This window comes from Streptomyces cyaneofuscatus (genome assembly GCF_042718795.1).
Classification (GTDB): Bacteria; Actinomycetota; Actinomycetes; order Streptomycetales; family Streptomycetaceae; genus Streptomyces; species Streptomyces cyaneofuscatus_A.
In genome coordinates, this window is record NZ_JBHXOX010000021.1 from 33137 (window position 1) to 45749 (window position 12613).

The following is a 12613-nucleotide window of genomic DNA, read 5'->3' on the forward strand; positions in this document are numbered from 1 at the left end:
AAATTGTTGCGCGAGGGGCCGTGGTCGTGGTCACATGGGTACGAGACCTGGTTAGGTCTACCTAACCACGACCTCCACCGGAGCCCCAGGAGGCATCCATGCCGACGCCCGAGCGTGCGGAGCAGCCGCGGCAGCAGCCGACGCCGTCCACTCTGTCGATGAAGGACCTGCTGGCCGCGGGCGCGGCGGCCACCGCGGTCTCCACCCCGCCGGGCGATCCGGACGCGGCCGACGGGGACGAGGAGACCGGGCGCGAGGGCGCTGACCGGCGCCGGGCGGCGTAAGAAGGCGTCAGCGGGCGGCGTGGAGCAAGGGCTTTGCGGCGTGGAGCAGGGGCTTCGCGGCGCAGAGCCGGAGCCCTACGGGACGACGACCACCTTGGCGCCGACCGTCGCGAAGGTCCACATCGCGTTGCCGTCCGCCCGCTTCATCCGTACGCCGCCGGTCTTCGACGTCGGGTCCGGGGCCTCCATCGAGCCGTCCTGCGCCGCGCTGAAGCCGACCGCGACCTCGCCGACGTTGGCGAAGCGCACCACGTGCTCGATCGGGACGCCGTCCGAGCCCTGGACCGTGCCCGAGCGTGAGGAGACCTGGTGGACGCCGGGCGGCGGGCTCACGGGGCTCGGCATCACCGTGAACGTGCGGAGCGCCTTCCCGTTGCCGTCCACCAGCCACACCCGCCGGTCCTTCAGCGCGTAGACGACGCGCTCACCGGTGCCCGAGTCCGCCGGGACGGCCAGCGCGTCCTTCGTGGGCTTCGGCTTCGCCGTCGGCTGCGCGGAGGCGGAGGCCGAGGCCTTCGGGGTGGCCGAGGAGGAGGACGCCACCGATTCCGGTGCGTTCGCCGATGCCTGGTAGGCGAGGACGGCGACCGCGACGACCGCCGCCGCAGTGAGCCCGGCCACCATTCCCGAGCTTCCCCTTGACACCGTGAACTCCCCTTTCGGCTGCCGCATGTCCACATCGGCGTTGTCGTACAAGCGTTTACGTCGTACCCGTGGATACCCGGTGACGGTAGCAGCAGCGGACGGGCAGGCCGGGACGCCGTACGGACGCCGTACCGCCGTCGGCGGAGCCGTAGGCTGTTTGCGTGCTCTTGCTCGCCATGGATACCGCCACGCCCGCCGTCACCGTCGCCCTGCACGACGGTGCGTCCGTCATCGCCTCCTGTGGCCAGGTCGACGCCCGCAGGCACGGTGAACTGCTGCTGCCCGCCGTCGACCGGGTCCTCGCCGAGGCCGGGGTGAAGCTCGACGCCGTCACGGGCGTGGTCGTGGGCGTCGGCCCCGGCCCCTACACCGGGCTGCGCGTCGGCCTGGTCACCGCGGCCACCTTCGCCTCCGCCCTCGCCATCCCCGTACACGGGATCTGCACCCTGGACGGTCTCGCGTACGCCGCCGGGCAGGACGGCGGCCTGGAAGGGCCCTTCGCCGTGGCGACGGACGCCCGCCGCAAGGAGGTCTACTGGGCGCGGTACGAGGACGCCCGCACCCGTACGGGTGACCCCGCCGTCGACCGCCCCGCCGACATCGCCGAGGCGCTCGCCGGGCTCCCCGTGGTCGGCCAGGGCGCGGTGCTCTACCCGGACGCCTTCCCGGACGCGCGCGGCCCCGAGCACGTGGCCGCCGGGGCGCTCGCCGCGCTCGCCGCCGAGCGGCTCGCGGCGGGCCAGGAGCTGCTGGAGCCCCAGCCGCTCTATCTGCGCCGGCCCGACGCGCAGGTGCCGAAGAACTACAAGGTGGTCACCCCCAAGTGAACACCGCCGTCACTACCGTGCTGCGCGAGATGCGCTGGTGGGACATCGAGCCGGTGCTGGAGCTGGAGCAGGAGCTGTTCCCGGAGGACGCCTGGTCGCCCGGCATGTTCTGGTCCGAGCTGGCCCACGCCCGCGGCCCCGGCGCCACCCGCCACTACGTCGTCGCCGAGGACCCGGCCACCGGCCGGATCACCGGGTACGCCGGGCTCGCCGCCCTCGGCGACCTCTCCGACGTCCAGACCATCGCGGTCAGCCGCGCGGCCTGGGGCACCGGCCTCGGCTCCGAACTCCTCACCGACCTGCTGAAGGCCGCGACCGCCTTCGAGTGCGCCACCGTGCTCCTCGAAGTCCGGGTCGACAACACGCGGGCGCAGAAGCTGTACGAGCGGTTCGGCTTCGAGCCGATCGGCTTCCGGCGCGGCTACTACCAGCCGGGGAACATCGACGCGCTGGTCATGCGCCTCACCGTGCAAGAGCAAGCCACGCAAGAGCAAGCACCAGAGACCGGGACTGAATGATGGCTGCCGACGAACCCCTCGTACTCGGCATCGAGACCTCCTGCGACGAGACCGGCGTCGGCATCGTGCGCGGGACGACCCTGCTCGCGGACGCCGTCGCCTCCAGCGTCGACAGCCACGCCCGCTTCGGCGGCGTCGTCCCGGAGATCGCCTCCCGCGCCCACCTGGAGGCGATGGTCCCCACCATCGAGCGCGCCCTCAAGGAGGCCGGCGTCAGCGCCCGCGACCTCGACGGGATCGCCGTCACCTCGGGCCCCGGGCTCGCGGGCGCGCTGCTGGTCGGCGTGTCGGCCGCGAAGGCGTACGCGTACGCCCTGAACAAGCCGCTCTACGGGGTCAACCACCTCGCCTCGCACATCTGCGTCGACCAGTTGGAGCACGGCCCGCTGCCCGAGCCGACCATGGCGCTCCTGGTCAGCGGCGGCCACTCCTCGCTCCTGCTGGCCCCCGACATCACCAGCGACGTCCGCCCCCTCGGCGCGACCATCGACGACGCGGCGGGCGAGGCGTTCGACAAGATCGCCCGGGTGCTGCACCTCGGCTTCCCCGGCGGCCCGGTCATCGACCGCCTCGCGAAGGAGGGCGACCCGAAGGCCATCGCCTTCCCGCGCGGTCTGACCGGCCCGCGCGACGCCCCGTACGACTTCTCCTTCTCCGGCCTGAAGACCTCGGTCGCCCGCTGGATCGAGGCGAAGCGCGCGGCGGGCGAGGAGGTGCCGGTACGGGATGTGGCGGCGTCCTTCCAGGAGGCCGTGGTGGACGTGCTCACGCGAAAGGCGGTGCGCGCCTGCAAGGACGAGGGCGTCGACCACCTGATGATCGGCGGCGGGGTGGCGGCCAACTCCCGGCTGCGCGCGCTGGCGCAGGAGCGGTGCGAGCGGGCCGGCATCCGGCTGCGGGTGCCGCGCCCGAAGCTCTGCACGGACAACGGCGCGATGGTCGCGGCGCTCGGCGCGGAGATGGTCGCCCGCAACCGGCGCCCCTCCGACCTGGAGCTCTCGGCGGACTCGTCGCTTCCGGTGACGGAGCCGCACGTGCCGGGGAAGCACCGGCACACGCATGATCACGACCACGTGCACGAGATCAGCAAGGACAACCTCTACTCATGAGCGCCGCGACCATCGTCCTGATGTGGGAGGCCCGCGCCGTGGAGGGCCGGGGCGGCGAGCTCCTGGAGTGGGCCCGCGCCCGGGCCGCCGAGCTGTCCCGCGAGCCGGCCCGCCGCGAACTCCTGCGCGCCCCGCAGGACCGGGTGCTGGTCATGACCTGGTGGGAGGACGCGTCGTACGCCGACGACCTCCCCGAACTCCCCGAGCCCGACGCCGCCCTGATCACCCGGGCGGTGCACCGGTGGCGGTTCGAGGCGGTGGGGTGAGGGGCGCCTCCAGCGGCGTCTTCACGAGGCCCCTCGGCTGATCAGCCCCTCCACGATCGCGTCCAGCTCGGCGGCGGTCTCGTAGTCGGCGGCGTACTCCTGCCAGTGCTCCTTCACCTCGGTGAGCCGGGGCAGCTCCGCCGTGTCCTTCTCCGTGATCATCTCCGGGAAGAACTCCCGGCGCGAGGGCTGCTCCGCCCGGCGGGCCGCCGCCCTGCGGAAGACCAGGTCGCCGTAGACGTAACTCCAGATCGTCCGGTACGCGCGCACCGAGCGGGCGGGGGAGAGGCCGCAGGCCAGGGCGCAGTCGACGATCTCCTCCACCATCCACAGCGCGTTGCGGTCGGTCAGCTCGCCGAGCGCCAGGATGTCCAGCACCCAGGGGATGCGGCCGATGATGTCGTGCATGTGCACGGCCACCGCCACCAGCCGCTCGCGCGGGTCCTCGGGCAGCTCCGGGCGGGGAAAGGCGGCCGCGGTGCCGGAGAGGGTGAGCATCAGCAGCTCGTCCTTGTCCTGCACGTAGTGGTACAGCGCCATCGGCGTGGAGCCCAGCTCCTTCGCCACCCGCCGCATGGACAGGGCCGCCACGCCCTCCTCCTCGACGATGCGGCGCGCGGTGGCGACCATCACGTCGGGGTCGAGCCTGCGGGGGCGGCCCACGGGTTTCTTCTTCTGCCCGGTCTTCCGGGTCTGCTTCTCGGTCTTCTCGCTGCCTGACACCTCGGCATTCTCCCCTTTCGGGTCCTGTTCCGTACCGGCGGGTTTATTTTCTATACGTGTATGGTAATTCTCCGGTCGGGGGCGGCGAAGGGGAGGGCGCGTCATGGGCGGCGGGACGGTGGCAGGCGGGTCGGAGAAGAAGCGGGAGACGGACGGGGAGGCCGCGCGGCAGGCGCGGTGGCTGCTGGTGGTGGCGCTCACCGTGCAGTTCCTGGTGTCGCTGGACATGTCCGTGGTGAACGTCGCCCTGCCCGACATCCGCGGCGACCTCGGCTTCGGCCGGGACGGGCTGCTCTGGGTCGTCAACGCGTACGCCCTCGCCTTCGGCGGGCTCCTCCTGCTCGGCGGCCGGCTCGCCGACCTGGCGGGGCCCCGCCGCGTCCTGACGGCCGGGCTCGTCCTCTTCGGTCTCGCCAGCCTGGCCGGCGGCCTCGCCTGGTCGCCCGGGTCGCTGGTCGCCGCGCGGGCCGTCCAGGGCGTCGGCGCCGCCGCTCTCGCCCCCGTGGCGTTCGCCCTGATCACCCTGGCTTTCCCGGCCGGGCCCGCCCGCTCCCGGGCGCTCGGGTTCTGGGGCATGGCGGGCGCGGCGGGCGGCGCGGTCGGGGTGCTGGCGGGCGGCGTGCTCACCGACGCGGCGGGGTGGCGGGCCGTGATGCTCGTCAACGTGCCGATCGTCGCCTTCGCCCTGGCCGCCGCCGCGCGCACCGGACCGGTCGGCGGGCAGCGGCGGACCGGCGCCCGGCTGGACCTCGCCGGGGCGCTCCTGGCCACCGCCGGGACGACGCTGCTCGTCCTCGGCCTCGTACGCGCCTCGGACGACGGCTGGGTCTCCGCCGTCACGCTCTCCACGCTCGGCACGGCGGTGGTCCTGCTGGCCGCCTTCGTCGCCGTCGAACTCCGTACGGCGTCGCCTCTCCTCCGCCCCGGACTGCTGCGGGGCCGGCCGGTGCTCACGGCCAACCTGTTCTGCCTGCTGCTGGCGTCGGCCCAGTTCGGCGCGTTCTACTTCGTCTCGCTCTACATGCAACTGGTCCTGGGGTACGGGCCGACCGCCGCCGGCTTCGCGTTCCTGCCGTTCTGCGTGGGCGTCGTCGCGGGCGCGATCCTGGCCACCCGCGCGGTCGCGGTGCTCGGCATCCGGCGGCTGATGGCGGTGGGGGGCACGCTGGCGGCGCTCGGGATGGGCTGGTTCGCGGCGACCGCCACGGTCGACGGCTCCTTCCTCGTCTCGATCCTCGGGCCCTCGCTGCTCTGCTCGCTCGGCATCGGCCTCTGCTTCGTCCCGCTCGGCACGGCCGCCACCACCGACGTGGTGCCCGGCGAGACCGGCATGGCCTCCGGGCTGCTCAACAGCTCCCGCCAGGTCGGCGGTTCGCTCGGCCTCGCGGTCCTGGTCACCGTCGCCGCCCAGGTCACGGGCGGCTCCACCGGGGTGGGGGACCTCTCCGCCGGGTACGCGGCCGCGTTCTGGGTCGCGGCCGGGCTCCTGGCGGCCGCGGCACTGGCGGCGTACGTGCTGCTGCCGGGGGAGAGCCGGGCGGCGGGCAGTCCGGTGGCCGCCGCGCCGGTCGCGGCGGAGCATGAGGGGGACCGGACGGGTGAGGCCGACGCCGGCCGATGAGTGAGGACGACACCGGCCGATGAGTCCGGGCGACCGGGCCGGTCTACCTTCCACGAGGTCCACCCCGACCACGGGGCGGCCGGACGAGGAGACGACCATCATGCAGAAGATCACCCCCTGTCTCTGGTACGACGGCCAGGCGAAGGAGGCGGCCGAGCACTACATCGCGATCTTCGGCGGTGACTCCCGCATCCTGGACATCAGCTACTACGGCGAAGAGGCCCCCGGCGAGACGGGCTCCGTCCTCACGGTCAGCTTCCGGCTCGCCGGCCAGGAGTACATGGGCCTCAACGGCGGACCGCAGTTCCCCTTCACCGAGGCGATCTCGCTCTCCGTGGACTGCGCCGACCAGGCTGAGGTCGACCGGTTCTGGGCCGCGCTCTCCGAGGGCGGCGAGGAGAGCCGGTGCGGCTGGCTCAAGGACCGGTACGGCGTCTCCTGGCAGATCGTCCCGAACGAGCTGCCGAAGCTGCTGGCCGACCCGGAACCGGCGAAGGCGGAGCGCACGATGAAGGCGATGCTCTCCATGGGCAAGCTGGACATCCAGGCGCTGCGGGACGCCTGAGCAACGGGGCGCCGGCCCGCCCCGATAGCGTCTGGTCCATGTCATCACGCCCCACCCTGCCCCCGCCCCCGCCACCCGTGGAGATCCGCTCCTGGCGGGACCGCGAGGCGATGCTCGCCGACCGGGCGTTCATCCTGGGCGCCCTGGTGCGGATGCACGTGGGGCCGGCGCGGCTCGGCGTGCTGATGATGTGGGCCGGGCTCACCGCCTTCGGCTGGCTGCTGGTGGGGACCGCGCTCGCCATGTTCGAGCAGGCCGAGGAAGTCACCAACGGGCTCGCCGGGGTGGTGTCCCTGTTCCTCGGGGTGGCGGCGCTGGTGCCGGGCATTGCCTTCGTCTGCCTCTACCTCGCCCGCGACCGGAAGGTCCGGGCGCTGCTCTTGGCGTGGGGCGCGCTGGACCGGGACCCCGAGCGCGACCGCGCACTGCGGCTGCCCGGCGTGAGCCTGGTGTGGCTGCTGCTGTCGTTCGTCCTGGCGGCGGGCGGGCCGGCGCTCTGCGTGATCGGCCCGGCGAGCGCCCGGCCCGGCGACGACACGTACGGCGTGGTCGCCCTGATCATGGGCCTCGGCATGGTCGCCTGGATCACCGGACTCATCGGGGCCGTAAAGGCGTTGACGCACCGCCGCTGGGTGCTGCGCGTCCTGGCGGGGCCCGCCCCGCTCGACGCTCCGGCCCCCCGCTGAAGCCGTACGCTCCGCCCACCCCCGCTGACGCCGTACGCCGCACCGCCCCGGCTCACCCCAGCGGGTGGCCGATCAGCATCGTCGGAGCCCCGGAGACCCGGGTCAGGAACACCGTCGCCGTATGCGGGCCGCTGAGCTTCATCCGGCGGCGCAGCTCCTCCGGTTCGACCGCCGAACCGCGCTTCTTGACGGTCAGCACGCCCACCTGACGCTCCCGCAGCAGCGCCTTCAGCTTCTTCATGTTGAACGGCAGCCGGTCGGTGATCTCGTACCCGGAGACGTACGGCGAGGAGTACGGCACATCGCTCGTGACGTACGCGATCGTCTCGTCCACCAGCCGCCCCCCGCACCGCTCCACGATGTCGGCGACCAGGTGGGCCCGGATCACCGCGCCGTCCGGCTCGTACAGATAGCGCCCGACCGGGCCGACCGGCGGGGCGGGCAGCGGGGCCGGGGCGGTGAGGGTGGCCCCGGACGGCAGCAGGGTGGCCCGGAACGCACCCGGCGCGAACCCCTCCCCGTACCAGAGCACCGCCTCCTTCACGTCCCCGCCGTCCGAGATCCACTCGGCCTCCGCCTCCGGGCCGATCGCCTCGTGCGGGACGCCGGGCGCGATCTTCAGCGCCGCGCGGGGGGCCTTCAGTGCGGCGGCCGTCGCCCAGGACAGCGGGGGTGAGTACGCCTCCGGGTCGAAGATCCTGCCCCGGCCGCCGCGCCGGGCCGGGTCCACGAAGACGGCGTCGTACGGAGAGGTATCGATCTCCGTGACGTCGGCGCACCGCACCTCGATCAGCGCGCCCAGCCCGAGCGCCTCCGCGTTGGCGCGGGCCACCTCGGCGGTGAGCGGGTCGCGGTCCACGGCGAGCACGGAGATCCCGGCGCGGGCCAGCGCGATGGCGTCGCCGCCGATGCCGCAGCACATGTCCGCCACGCTGCGGACGCCGAGCGCGGCGAACCGGGCGGCGCGGTGTTCCGCCACCGAGGTGCGGGTGGCCTGCTCGACACCGTTGGGCGTGAAGTACATCCGGTACGCGTCCTGCGCCCCGAACTTCGCCACCGCCCGCTGCCGCAGCCGGGCCTGGCCGAGCGCCGCCGACACCAGCTCCGCCGGGTGCGTGCGGCGCAGCCGGGTCGCGGTGGCCAGCTCCTCGGCGGGGTCGTGGTCGCGCAGCTCGGCCAGCAGGTGCTCGCCCTCGGGGGTGCGCAGGGCGGCGAAGGCGGCGCGGGCGGGGTCGCCGGCCGAGGAGGCGGAGGGGTCGGAGGGGGTCGATGCGTTCACCCGGTCCATTGTGGCCGGTGCGCGGAGGCGGCCGGTGCGCGGAGGCGGGGACCCATGGGCCGACGCGGGCTCCTACAGGGCGGCGCGTCACCCCTGTAGGTCGACGCGCCGCCCCCATGTCCGCCGGTCGGGCGACGGGCCGGGGCCCCTCGCGGTGTCGGGGCGGGAGGCGGCCGGGCGGCTGGCAGGATGCGGCGCCATGCAGCTAGTACGACAAAAAGGAAAATCACCCATGAAGCGGCACCGGCCGGTCTCCGTCGTGCTGGCGGCCCTCCTGGCCGCCACGGTCACCTCCGCCTGCGCGTCGGAGACGGCCGGCGGCGGCGCGGGAGCCCCGGACGGCCCGGCCAAGCCCGCCGCCGGACAGCAGGGCGAGGCAGCCGCCCCGCAGGCCGGGCCCGCCCGCGCCCTGGACACGTACGCCGAGCAGCTCAAGCGGAAACAGGCCGCACGAGCCGTCGCCGCGAAGAAGTGGGGGCTGGCCAGGACCCCGCTCGCCGCCCCCGAACCGCCGAAGGTGAAGCCGCGCATCACCACCCGTAAGGGGTTCGAGGTCCGGGACGACGAGGGGCTGCCGCCCGTCTTCACCACCGTCCCCACCAAGGAGAAGATCGTCTTCCTCACCATGGACGACGGGGCGGAGAAGGACCCGGCGCTGCTGCGGATGATGACCGAACTGGACATCCCGTACAGCGCGTTCCTCAGTGACTACGTCACCAACGACGACTACGGCTACTTCAAGAAGATGCAGAAGCGCGGCGTGGTCATCAGCAACCACACGCTCAACCACCGCTATCTGCCCGGCCTCTCCTACGCCGAGCAGAAGCGGGAGATCTGCGGTCAGCAGGAGAAGATCCTCAAGCACTACGGGAAGCGGCCCACCCTCTTCCGCCCGCCCTACGGCAACTACAACCGCGACACCCTCGTCGTCGCCAGGACCTGCGGCATCACCGCCGTACCGCTCTGGTCCGCCGAGGCCTTCGCCGACCACATGGAGTGGCGCGAGTGGGACCGGGACCTGCACCCCGGCGACATCGTCCTCACCCACTTCCGGGGCAAGGGCGACTGGAAGGGCACGATGCCCGACATGATCCGTACGGTCATGAAGACCATCACGGACAAGGGGTACGCGGTGGCGAAGTTGGAGGACTACGTCTGACCCCTGCCTGACTGCCCCGCGTACGGCCCCGAATGCGCGCTCAGCCCCCGCTGCGCGCGCATTCGTCGCTGTCGCCCCCGCTGAGGCAGGGCGGGGAGTTCCAGGTGGGGGAGGGGGCGGGGGCCGGCGGTGCGGACGCGTGACCGTCGGGCCAGGGCGCGGAGGTGAAGGTCAGCGTGCACAGCGCCACCGCCACGAGCACCTGGATGCCGCCCGCCCAGTACCACCGGCCACGCAGCAGCACCGCGGCGAGGACGACGACCGCCAGGGCGAGGACGCCGAACGCGATGGTGGGAGTCCAGTCGGCCTGCGGCCCGGGGTTCGGGGACGGGGATGCGTCGCGCTCGATCGGTGCGTGGGACCGCCCCAGACCGCGCAGCGCCAGCCACATCAGCAGCATGGCCATGACCGCCGCTTCGGCGACCGTGAGCAGCAGGCCCATGGCGGGATCGGCGCAGCCGCCGGGCCGCTCGTCCAAGGCCCGCTCCGCCGGTCGTCCGGGCAGGTCGCTCTCGGGATGCGTCATCTCCGTACCGTCGTACGGAACACCCGGCTCCGCCCCCGCGTTGTCCGGACGGTGATCCGACGGAGCCCCGATCGAGACGGTGGCCGAGGCGGTGGTCGAGACGGCGCGAGGGTGGTGAATTGGCACTCCGCTTGACCGAGTGCTAATCGCGGTCATAGTCTCAGGTCTGGCACTCCCCCCTGGAGAGTGCCAGCACCACACTGTGCGACAGGGCAGGTCCGGCACCCGCGACGACGGATCGGTCTGGTCGCCACCCACTGACTGCTAAACCCCGTGAGATCTCCGAAGGGGGAGACCGGATCGTGTCGACCACCAGCTCCAAGGTTGCGATCAAGCCGCTCGAGGACCGCATTGTGGTCCAGCCGCTCGACGCCGAGCAGACCACGGCTTCCGGCCTGGTCATTCCGGACACCGCGAAGGAGAAGCCCCAGGAGGGCGTCGTCCTCGCCGTGGGCCCGGGCCGCTTCGAGAACGGCGAGCGTCTTCCGCTCGACGTCAAGACCGGCGACGTCGTCCTGTACAGCAAGTACGGCGGCACCGAGGTGAAGTACAACGGCGAGGAGTACCTCGTCCTCTCGGCCCGCGACGTCCTCGCGATCGTCGAGAAGTAACTCACCCACGTTTGCCTGTGTTCTGCGCCCCTGGCCCCCTGCGTAACAACTAGCCGGGCGGCGAGGGGCGCAGTTCATTTTGAGAGGGAAGTACAGCCCATGGCGAAGATCCTGAAGTTCGACGAGGACGCCCGTCGCGCCCTTGAGCGCGGCGTCAACAAGCTTGCCGACACGGTCAAGGTGACGATCGGCCCCAAGGGCCGCAACGTCGTCATCGACAAGAAGTTCGGCGCACCCACCATCACCAACGACGGTGTCACCATCGCGCGCGAGGTCGAGCTCGACGACCCGTACGAGAACCTCGGTGCCCAGCTCGTCAAGGAGGTGGCGACCAAGACCAACGACGTAGCGGGTGACGGCACCACCACCGCGACCGTCCTGGCCCAGGCGCTCGTCCGCGAGGGTCTGCGCAACGTCGCCGCCGGCGCCTCCCCGGCCGCCCTGAAGAAGGGCATCGACGCCGCCGTCAAGGCCGTGTCCGAGGAGCTCCTCGCCACCGCGCGCCCGATCGACGACAAGTCCGACATCGCCGCCGTGGCCGCGCTCTCCGCGCAGGACACCCAGGTCGGCGAGCTCATCGCGGACGCGATGGACAAGGTCGGCAAGGACGGTGTCATCACCGTCGAGGAGTCCAACACCTTCGGTCTGGACCTGGAGTTCACCGAGGGCATGGCCTTCGACAAGGGCTACCTGTCCCCGTACATGGTGACCGACCAGGAGCGTATGGAGGCCGTCCTCGACGACCCGTACATCCTGATCCACCAGGGCAAGATCGGCTCCATCCAGGAACTGCTCCCGCTGCTGGAGAAGGTCATCCAGTCCGGCGCCTCCAAGCCGCTCCTGATCATCGCCGAGGACGTCGAGGGCGAGGCGCTCTCCACCCTCGTCGTCAACAAGATCCGCGGCACCTTCAACGCCGTCGCGGTGAAGGCCCCGGGCTTCGGCGACCGCCGCAAGGCCATGCTCGGCGACATCGCCACCCTCACCGGTGCGACCGTCATCGCCGAGGAGGTCGGCCTCAAGCTCGACCAGGCCGGTCTGGACGTGCTGGGCACCGCCCGCCGCGTCACCGTCTCCAAGGACGACACGACCATCGTCGACGGCGGCGGCAACGCCGACGACGTCAAGGGCCGCGTCAACCAGATCAAGGCCGAGATCGAGTCCACGGACTCCGACTGGGACCGCGAGAAGCTCCAGGAGCGCCTCGCGAAGCTGGCCGGCGGCGTGTGCGTCATCCGCGTCGGTGCCGCCACCGAGGTGGAGCTCAAGGAGAAGAAGCACCGCCTTGAGGACGCCATCTCCGCCACCCGCGCCGCGGTCGAGGAGGGCATCGTCTCCGGCGGTGGCTCCTCCCTCGTCCACGCCGTGAAGGTCCTGGAGGGCAACCTCGGCAAGACCGGCGACGAGGCCACCGGTGTCGCGGTCGTCCGCCGCGCCGCCGTCGAGCCGCTGCGCTGGATCGCCGAGAACGCCGGCCTGGAGGGTTACGTCATCACCTCCAAGGTCTCCGAGCTCGACAAGGGCCAGGGCTTCAACGCCGCCACCGGCGAGTACGGCGACCTGGTCAAGGCCGGCGTCATCGACCCGGTCAAGGTCACCCGCTCCGCCCTGGAGAACGCCGCGTCCATCGCGTCGCTGCTGCTCACGACCGAGACCCTGGTCGTCGAGAAGCCGGCCGAGGAAGAGGCCGACGCCGGTCACGGCGGCCACGGCCACTCCCACTAGTACGCAGCTCTCCGTACGGCCAGTACGCAGCCTTCCGTACGGCTGAGGCCCGGTACCCCCGTCGCGGGG

The 12613-nt window shown here is 72.4% G+C and carries 15 protein-coding genes; 11 read left to right on the forward strand and 4 right to left on the reverse strand.

The window, feature by feature from the left end; all coding sequences use genetic code 11:
- The first annotated feature begins 98 nt into the window (after positions 1-98).
- Positions 99-284, forward strand: coding sequence for a hypothetical protein (locus ACFWRT_RS23660; RefSeq protein ID WP_380950121.1), 186 nt, complete (start codon positions 99-101; stop codon positions 282-284).
- 75 nt (positions 285-359) lie between these two features.
- Here ACFWRT_RS23660 and ACFWRT_RS23665 read toward each other — a convergent pair whose 3' ends face one another.
- Positions 360-908 carry a hypothetical protein gene (locus ACFWRT_RS23665; protein WP_380950122.1) on the reverse strand — a complete coding sequence of 183 codons (549 nt, stop codon included), beginning with the start codon at positions 906-908 and terminating at the stop codon, positions 360-362.
- A 197-nt stretch (positions 909-1105) separates the two neighbouring features.
- Between ACFWRT_RS23665 and tsaB the strand changes: the two genes are divergently transcribed.
- The 4 genes from tsaB to ACFWRT_RS23685 are packed head-to-tail and all read left to right on the forward strand — an operon-like array spanning position 1106 to position 3649.
- Positions 1106-1756, forward strand: coding sequence for a tRNA (adenosine(37)-N6)-threonylcarbamoyltransferase complex dimerization subunit type 1 TsaB (gene tsaB, locus ACFWRT_RS23670; protein ID WP_380950219.1), 651 nt, complete (start codon positions 1106-1108; stop codon positions 1754-1756).
- A gap of 29 nt (positions 1757-1785) precedes the next feature.
- Positions 1786-2274: a ribosomal protein S18-alanine N-acetyltransferase gene (gene rimI, locus ACFWRT_RS23675; RefSeq protein WP_380950220.1), complete on the forward strand. Its 489-nt coding sequence runs from the start codon at positions 1786-1788 to the stop codon at positions 2272-2274.
- Complete coding sequence (tsaD, locus tag ACFWRT_RS23680) at positions 2274-3383, forward strand: tRNA (adenosine(37)-N6)-threonylcarbamoyltransferase complex transferase subunit TsaD (RefSeq protein WP_380950123.1); 1110 nt, start codon at positions 2274-2276, stop codon at positions 3381-3383. The genes rimI and tsaD overlap by 1 nt, the downstream gene beginning before the upstream one ends.
- Positions 3380-3649, forward strand: coding sequence for a hypothetical protein (locus tag ACFWRT_RS23685; protein ID WP_380950124.1), 270 nt, complete (start codon positions 3380-3382; stop codon positions 3647-3649). The genes tsaD and ACFWRT_RS23685 overlap by 4 nt, the downstream gene beginning before the upstream one ends.
- A 21-nt stretch (positions 3650-3670) precedes the next feature.
- Here ACFWRT_RS23685 and ACFWRT_RS23690 read toward each other — a convergent pair whose 3' ends face one another.
- Positions 3671-4372 (reverse strand): TetR/AcrR family transcriptional regulator, encoded by a 702-nt coding sequence (locus ACFWRT_RS23690; protein ID WP_380950125.1) that lies wholly within the window; start codon positions 4370-4372, stop codon positions 3671-3673.
- Between the two features lie 103 nt (positions 4373-4475).
- On the opposite strand from ACFWRT_RS23690, the gene ACFWRT_RS23695 reads away from it, so the two are divergent.
- The 3 genes from ACFWRT_RS23695 (at position 4476) to ACFWRT_RS23705 (ending at position 7244) form a co-directional block, all read left to right on the forward strand.
- Positions 4476-5993 (forward strand): MFS transporter, encoded by a 1518-nt coding sequence (locus ACFWRT_RS23695; RefSeq protein WP_380950126.1) that lies wholly within the window; start codon positions 4476-4478, stop codon positions 5991-5993.
- A gap of 100 nt (positions 5994-6093) precedes the next feature.
- The gene (locus tag ACFWRT_RS23700) at positions 6094-6558 is read left to right on the forward strand and encodes a VOC family protein (RefSeq protein WP_380950127.1); all 465 of its coding nucleotides are present in this window, start codon (positions 6094-6096) and stop codon (positions 6556-6558) included.
- A 38-nt stretch (positions 6559-6596) separates the two neighbouring features.
- Positions 6597-7244 carry a hypothetical protein gene (locus tag ACFWRT_RS23705; protein ID WP_380950128.1) on the forward strand — a complete coding sequence of 216 codons (648 nt, stop codon included), beginning with the start codon at positions 6597-6599 and terminating at the stop codon, positions 7242-7244.
- 52 nt (positions 7245-7296) lie between these two features.
- Here the strand turns inward: ACFWRT_RS23705 and ACFWRT_RS23710 are convergent, their stop codons facing one another.
- A complete protein-coding gene (locus tag ACFWRT_RS23710) occupies positions 7297-8532 on the reverse strand; it encodes a THUMP-like domain-containing protein (protein WP_380950129.1) in 1236 nt (411 codons plus the stop codon).
- A 223-nt stretch (positions 8533-8755) separates the two neighbouring features.
- Here ACFWRT_RS23710 and ACFWRT_RS23715 point away from each other — a divergent pair, with 223 nt between their 5' ends.
- A complete protein-coding gene (locus ACFWRT_RS23715) occupies positions 8756-9682 on the forward strand; it encodes a polysaccharide deacetylase family protein (protein WP_380950130.1) in 927 nt (308 codons plus the stop codon).
- A gap of 40 nt (positions 9683-9722) precedes the next feature.
- On the opposite strand, the gene ACFWRT_RS23720 is transcribed toward ACFWRT_RS23715, so the two are convergent.
- On the reverse strand, positions 9723-10208 hold the full coding sequence (locus tag ACFWRT_RS23720) for a DUF6234 family protein (RefSeq protein WP_380950131.1): 486 nt from the start codon (positions 10206-10208) through the stop codon (positions 9723-9725).
- Positions 10209-10510: 302 nt separating this feature from the next.
- Between ACFWRT_RS23720 and groES the strand changes: the two genes are divergently transcribed.
- Positions 10511-10819 carry a co-chaperone GroES gene (groES, locus tag ACFWRT_RS23725; protein ID WP_003966899.1) on the forward strand — a complete coding sequence of 103 codons (309 nt, stop codon included), beginning with the start codon at positions 10511-10513 and terminating at the stop codon, positions 10817-10819.
- 99 nt (positions 10820-10918) lie between these two features.
- A complete protein-coding gene (gene groL, locus ACFWRT_RS23730) occupies positions 10919-12544 on the forward strand; it encodes a chaperonin GroEL (RefSeq protein WP_380950132.1) in 1626 nt (541 codons plus the stop codon).
- Positions 12545-12613 lie beyond the last annotated feature (69 nt).

What these genes read in the sequence shown, in the direction of transcription:
- ACFWRT_RS23660 (WP_380950121.1), top strand. Translation starts at nt 99, where the DNA reads ATGCCGACGCCCGAGCGTGCGGAGCAGCCGCGGCAGCAGCCGACGCCG.
- ACFWRT_RS23665 (WP_380950122.1), bottom strand. Translation starts at nt 908, where the DNA reads ATGGTGGCCGGGCTCACTGCGGCGGCGGTCGTCGCGGTCGCCGTCCTC.
- tsaB (WP_380950219.1), top strand. Translation starts at nt 1,106, where the DNA reads ATGGATACCGCCACGCCCGCCGTCACCGTCGCCCTGCACGACGGTGCG.
- rimI (WP_380950220.1), top strand. Translation starts at nt 1,786, where the DNA reads ATGCGCTGGTGGGACATCGAGCCGGTGCTGGAGCTGGAGCAGGAGCTG.
- tsaD (WP_380950123.1), top strand. Translation starts at nt 2,274, where the DNA reads ATGGCTGCCGACGAACCCCTCGTACTCGGCATCGAGACCTCCTGCGAC.
- ACFWRT_RS23685 (WP_380950124.1), top strand. Translation starts at nt 3,380, where the DNA reads ATGAGCGCCGCGACCATCGTCCTGATGTGGGAGGCCCGCGCCGTGGAG.
- ACFWRT_RS23695 (WP_380950126.1), top strand. Translation starts at nt 4,476, where the DNA reads ATGGGCGGCGGGACGGTGGCAGGCGGGTCGGAGAAGAAGCGGGAGACG.
- ACFWRT_RS23700 (WP_380950127.1), top strand. Translation starts at nt 6,094, where the DNA reads ATGCAGAAGATCACCCCCTGTCTCTGGTACGACGGCCAGGCGAAGGAG.
- ACFWRT_RS23705 (WP_380950128.1), top strand. Translation starts at nt 6,597, where the DNA reads ATGTCATCACGCCCCACCCTGCCCCCGCCCCCGCCACCCGTGGAGATC.
- ACFWRT_RS23710 (WP_380950129.1), bottom strand. Translation starts at nt 8,532, where the DNA reads ATGGACCGGGTGAACGCATCGACCCCCTCCGACCCCTCCGCCTCCTCG.
- ACFWRT_RS23715 (WP_380950130.1), top strand. Translation starts at nt 8,756, where the DNA reads ATGAAGCGGCACCGGCCGGTCTCCGTCGTGCTGGCGGCCCTCCTGGCC.
- ACFWRT_RS23720 (WP_380950131.1), bottom strand. Translation starts at nt 10,208, where the DNA reads ATGACGCATCCCGAGAGCGACCTGCCCGGACGACCGGCGGAGCGGGCC.
- groL (WP_380950132.1), top strand. Translation starts at nt 10,919, where the DNA reads ATGGCGAAGATCCTGAAGTTCGACGAGGACGCCCGTCGCGCCCTTGAG.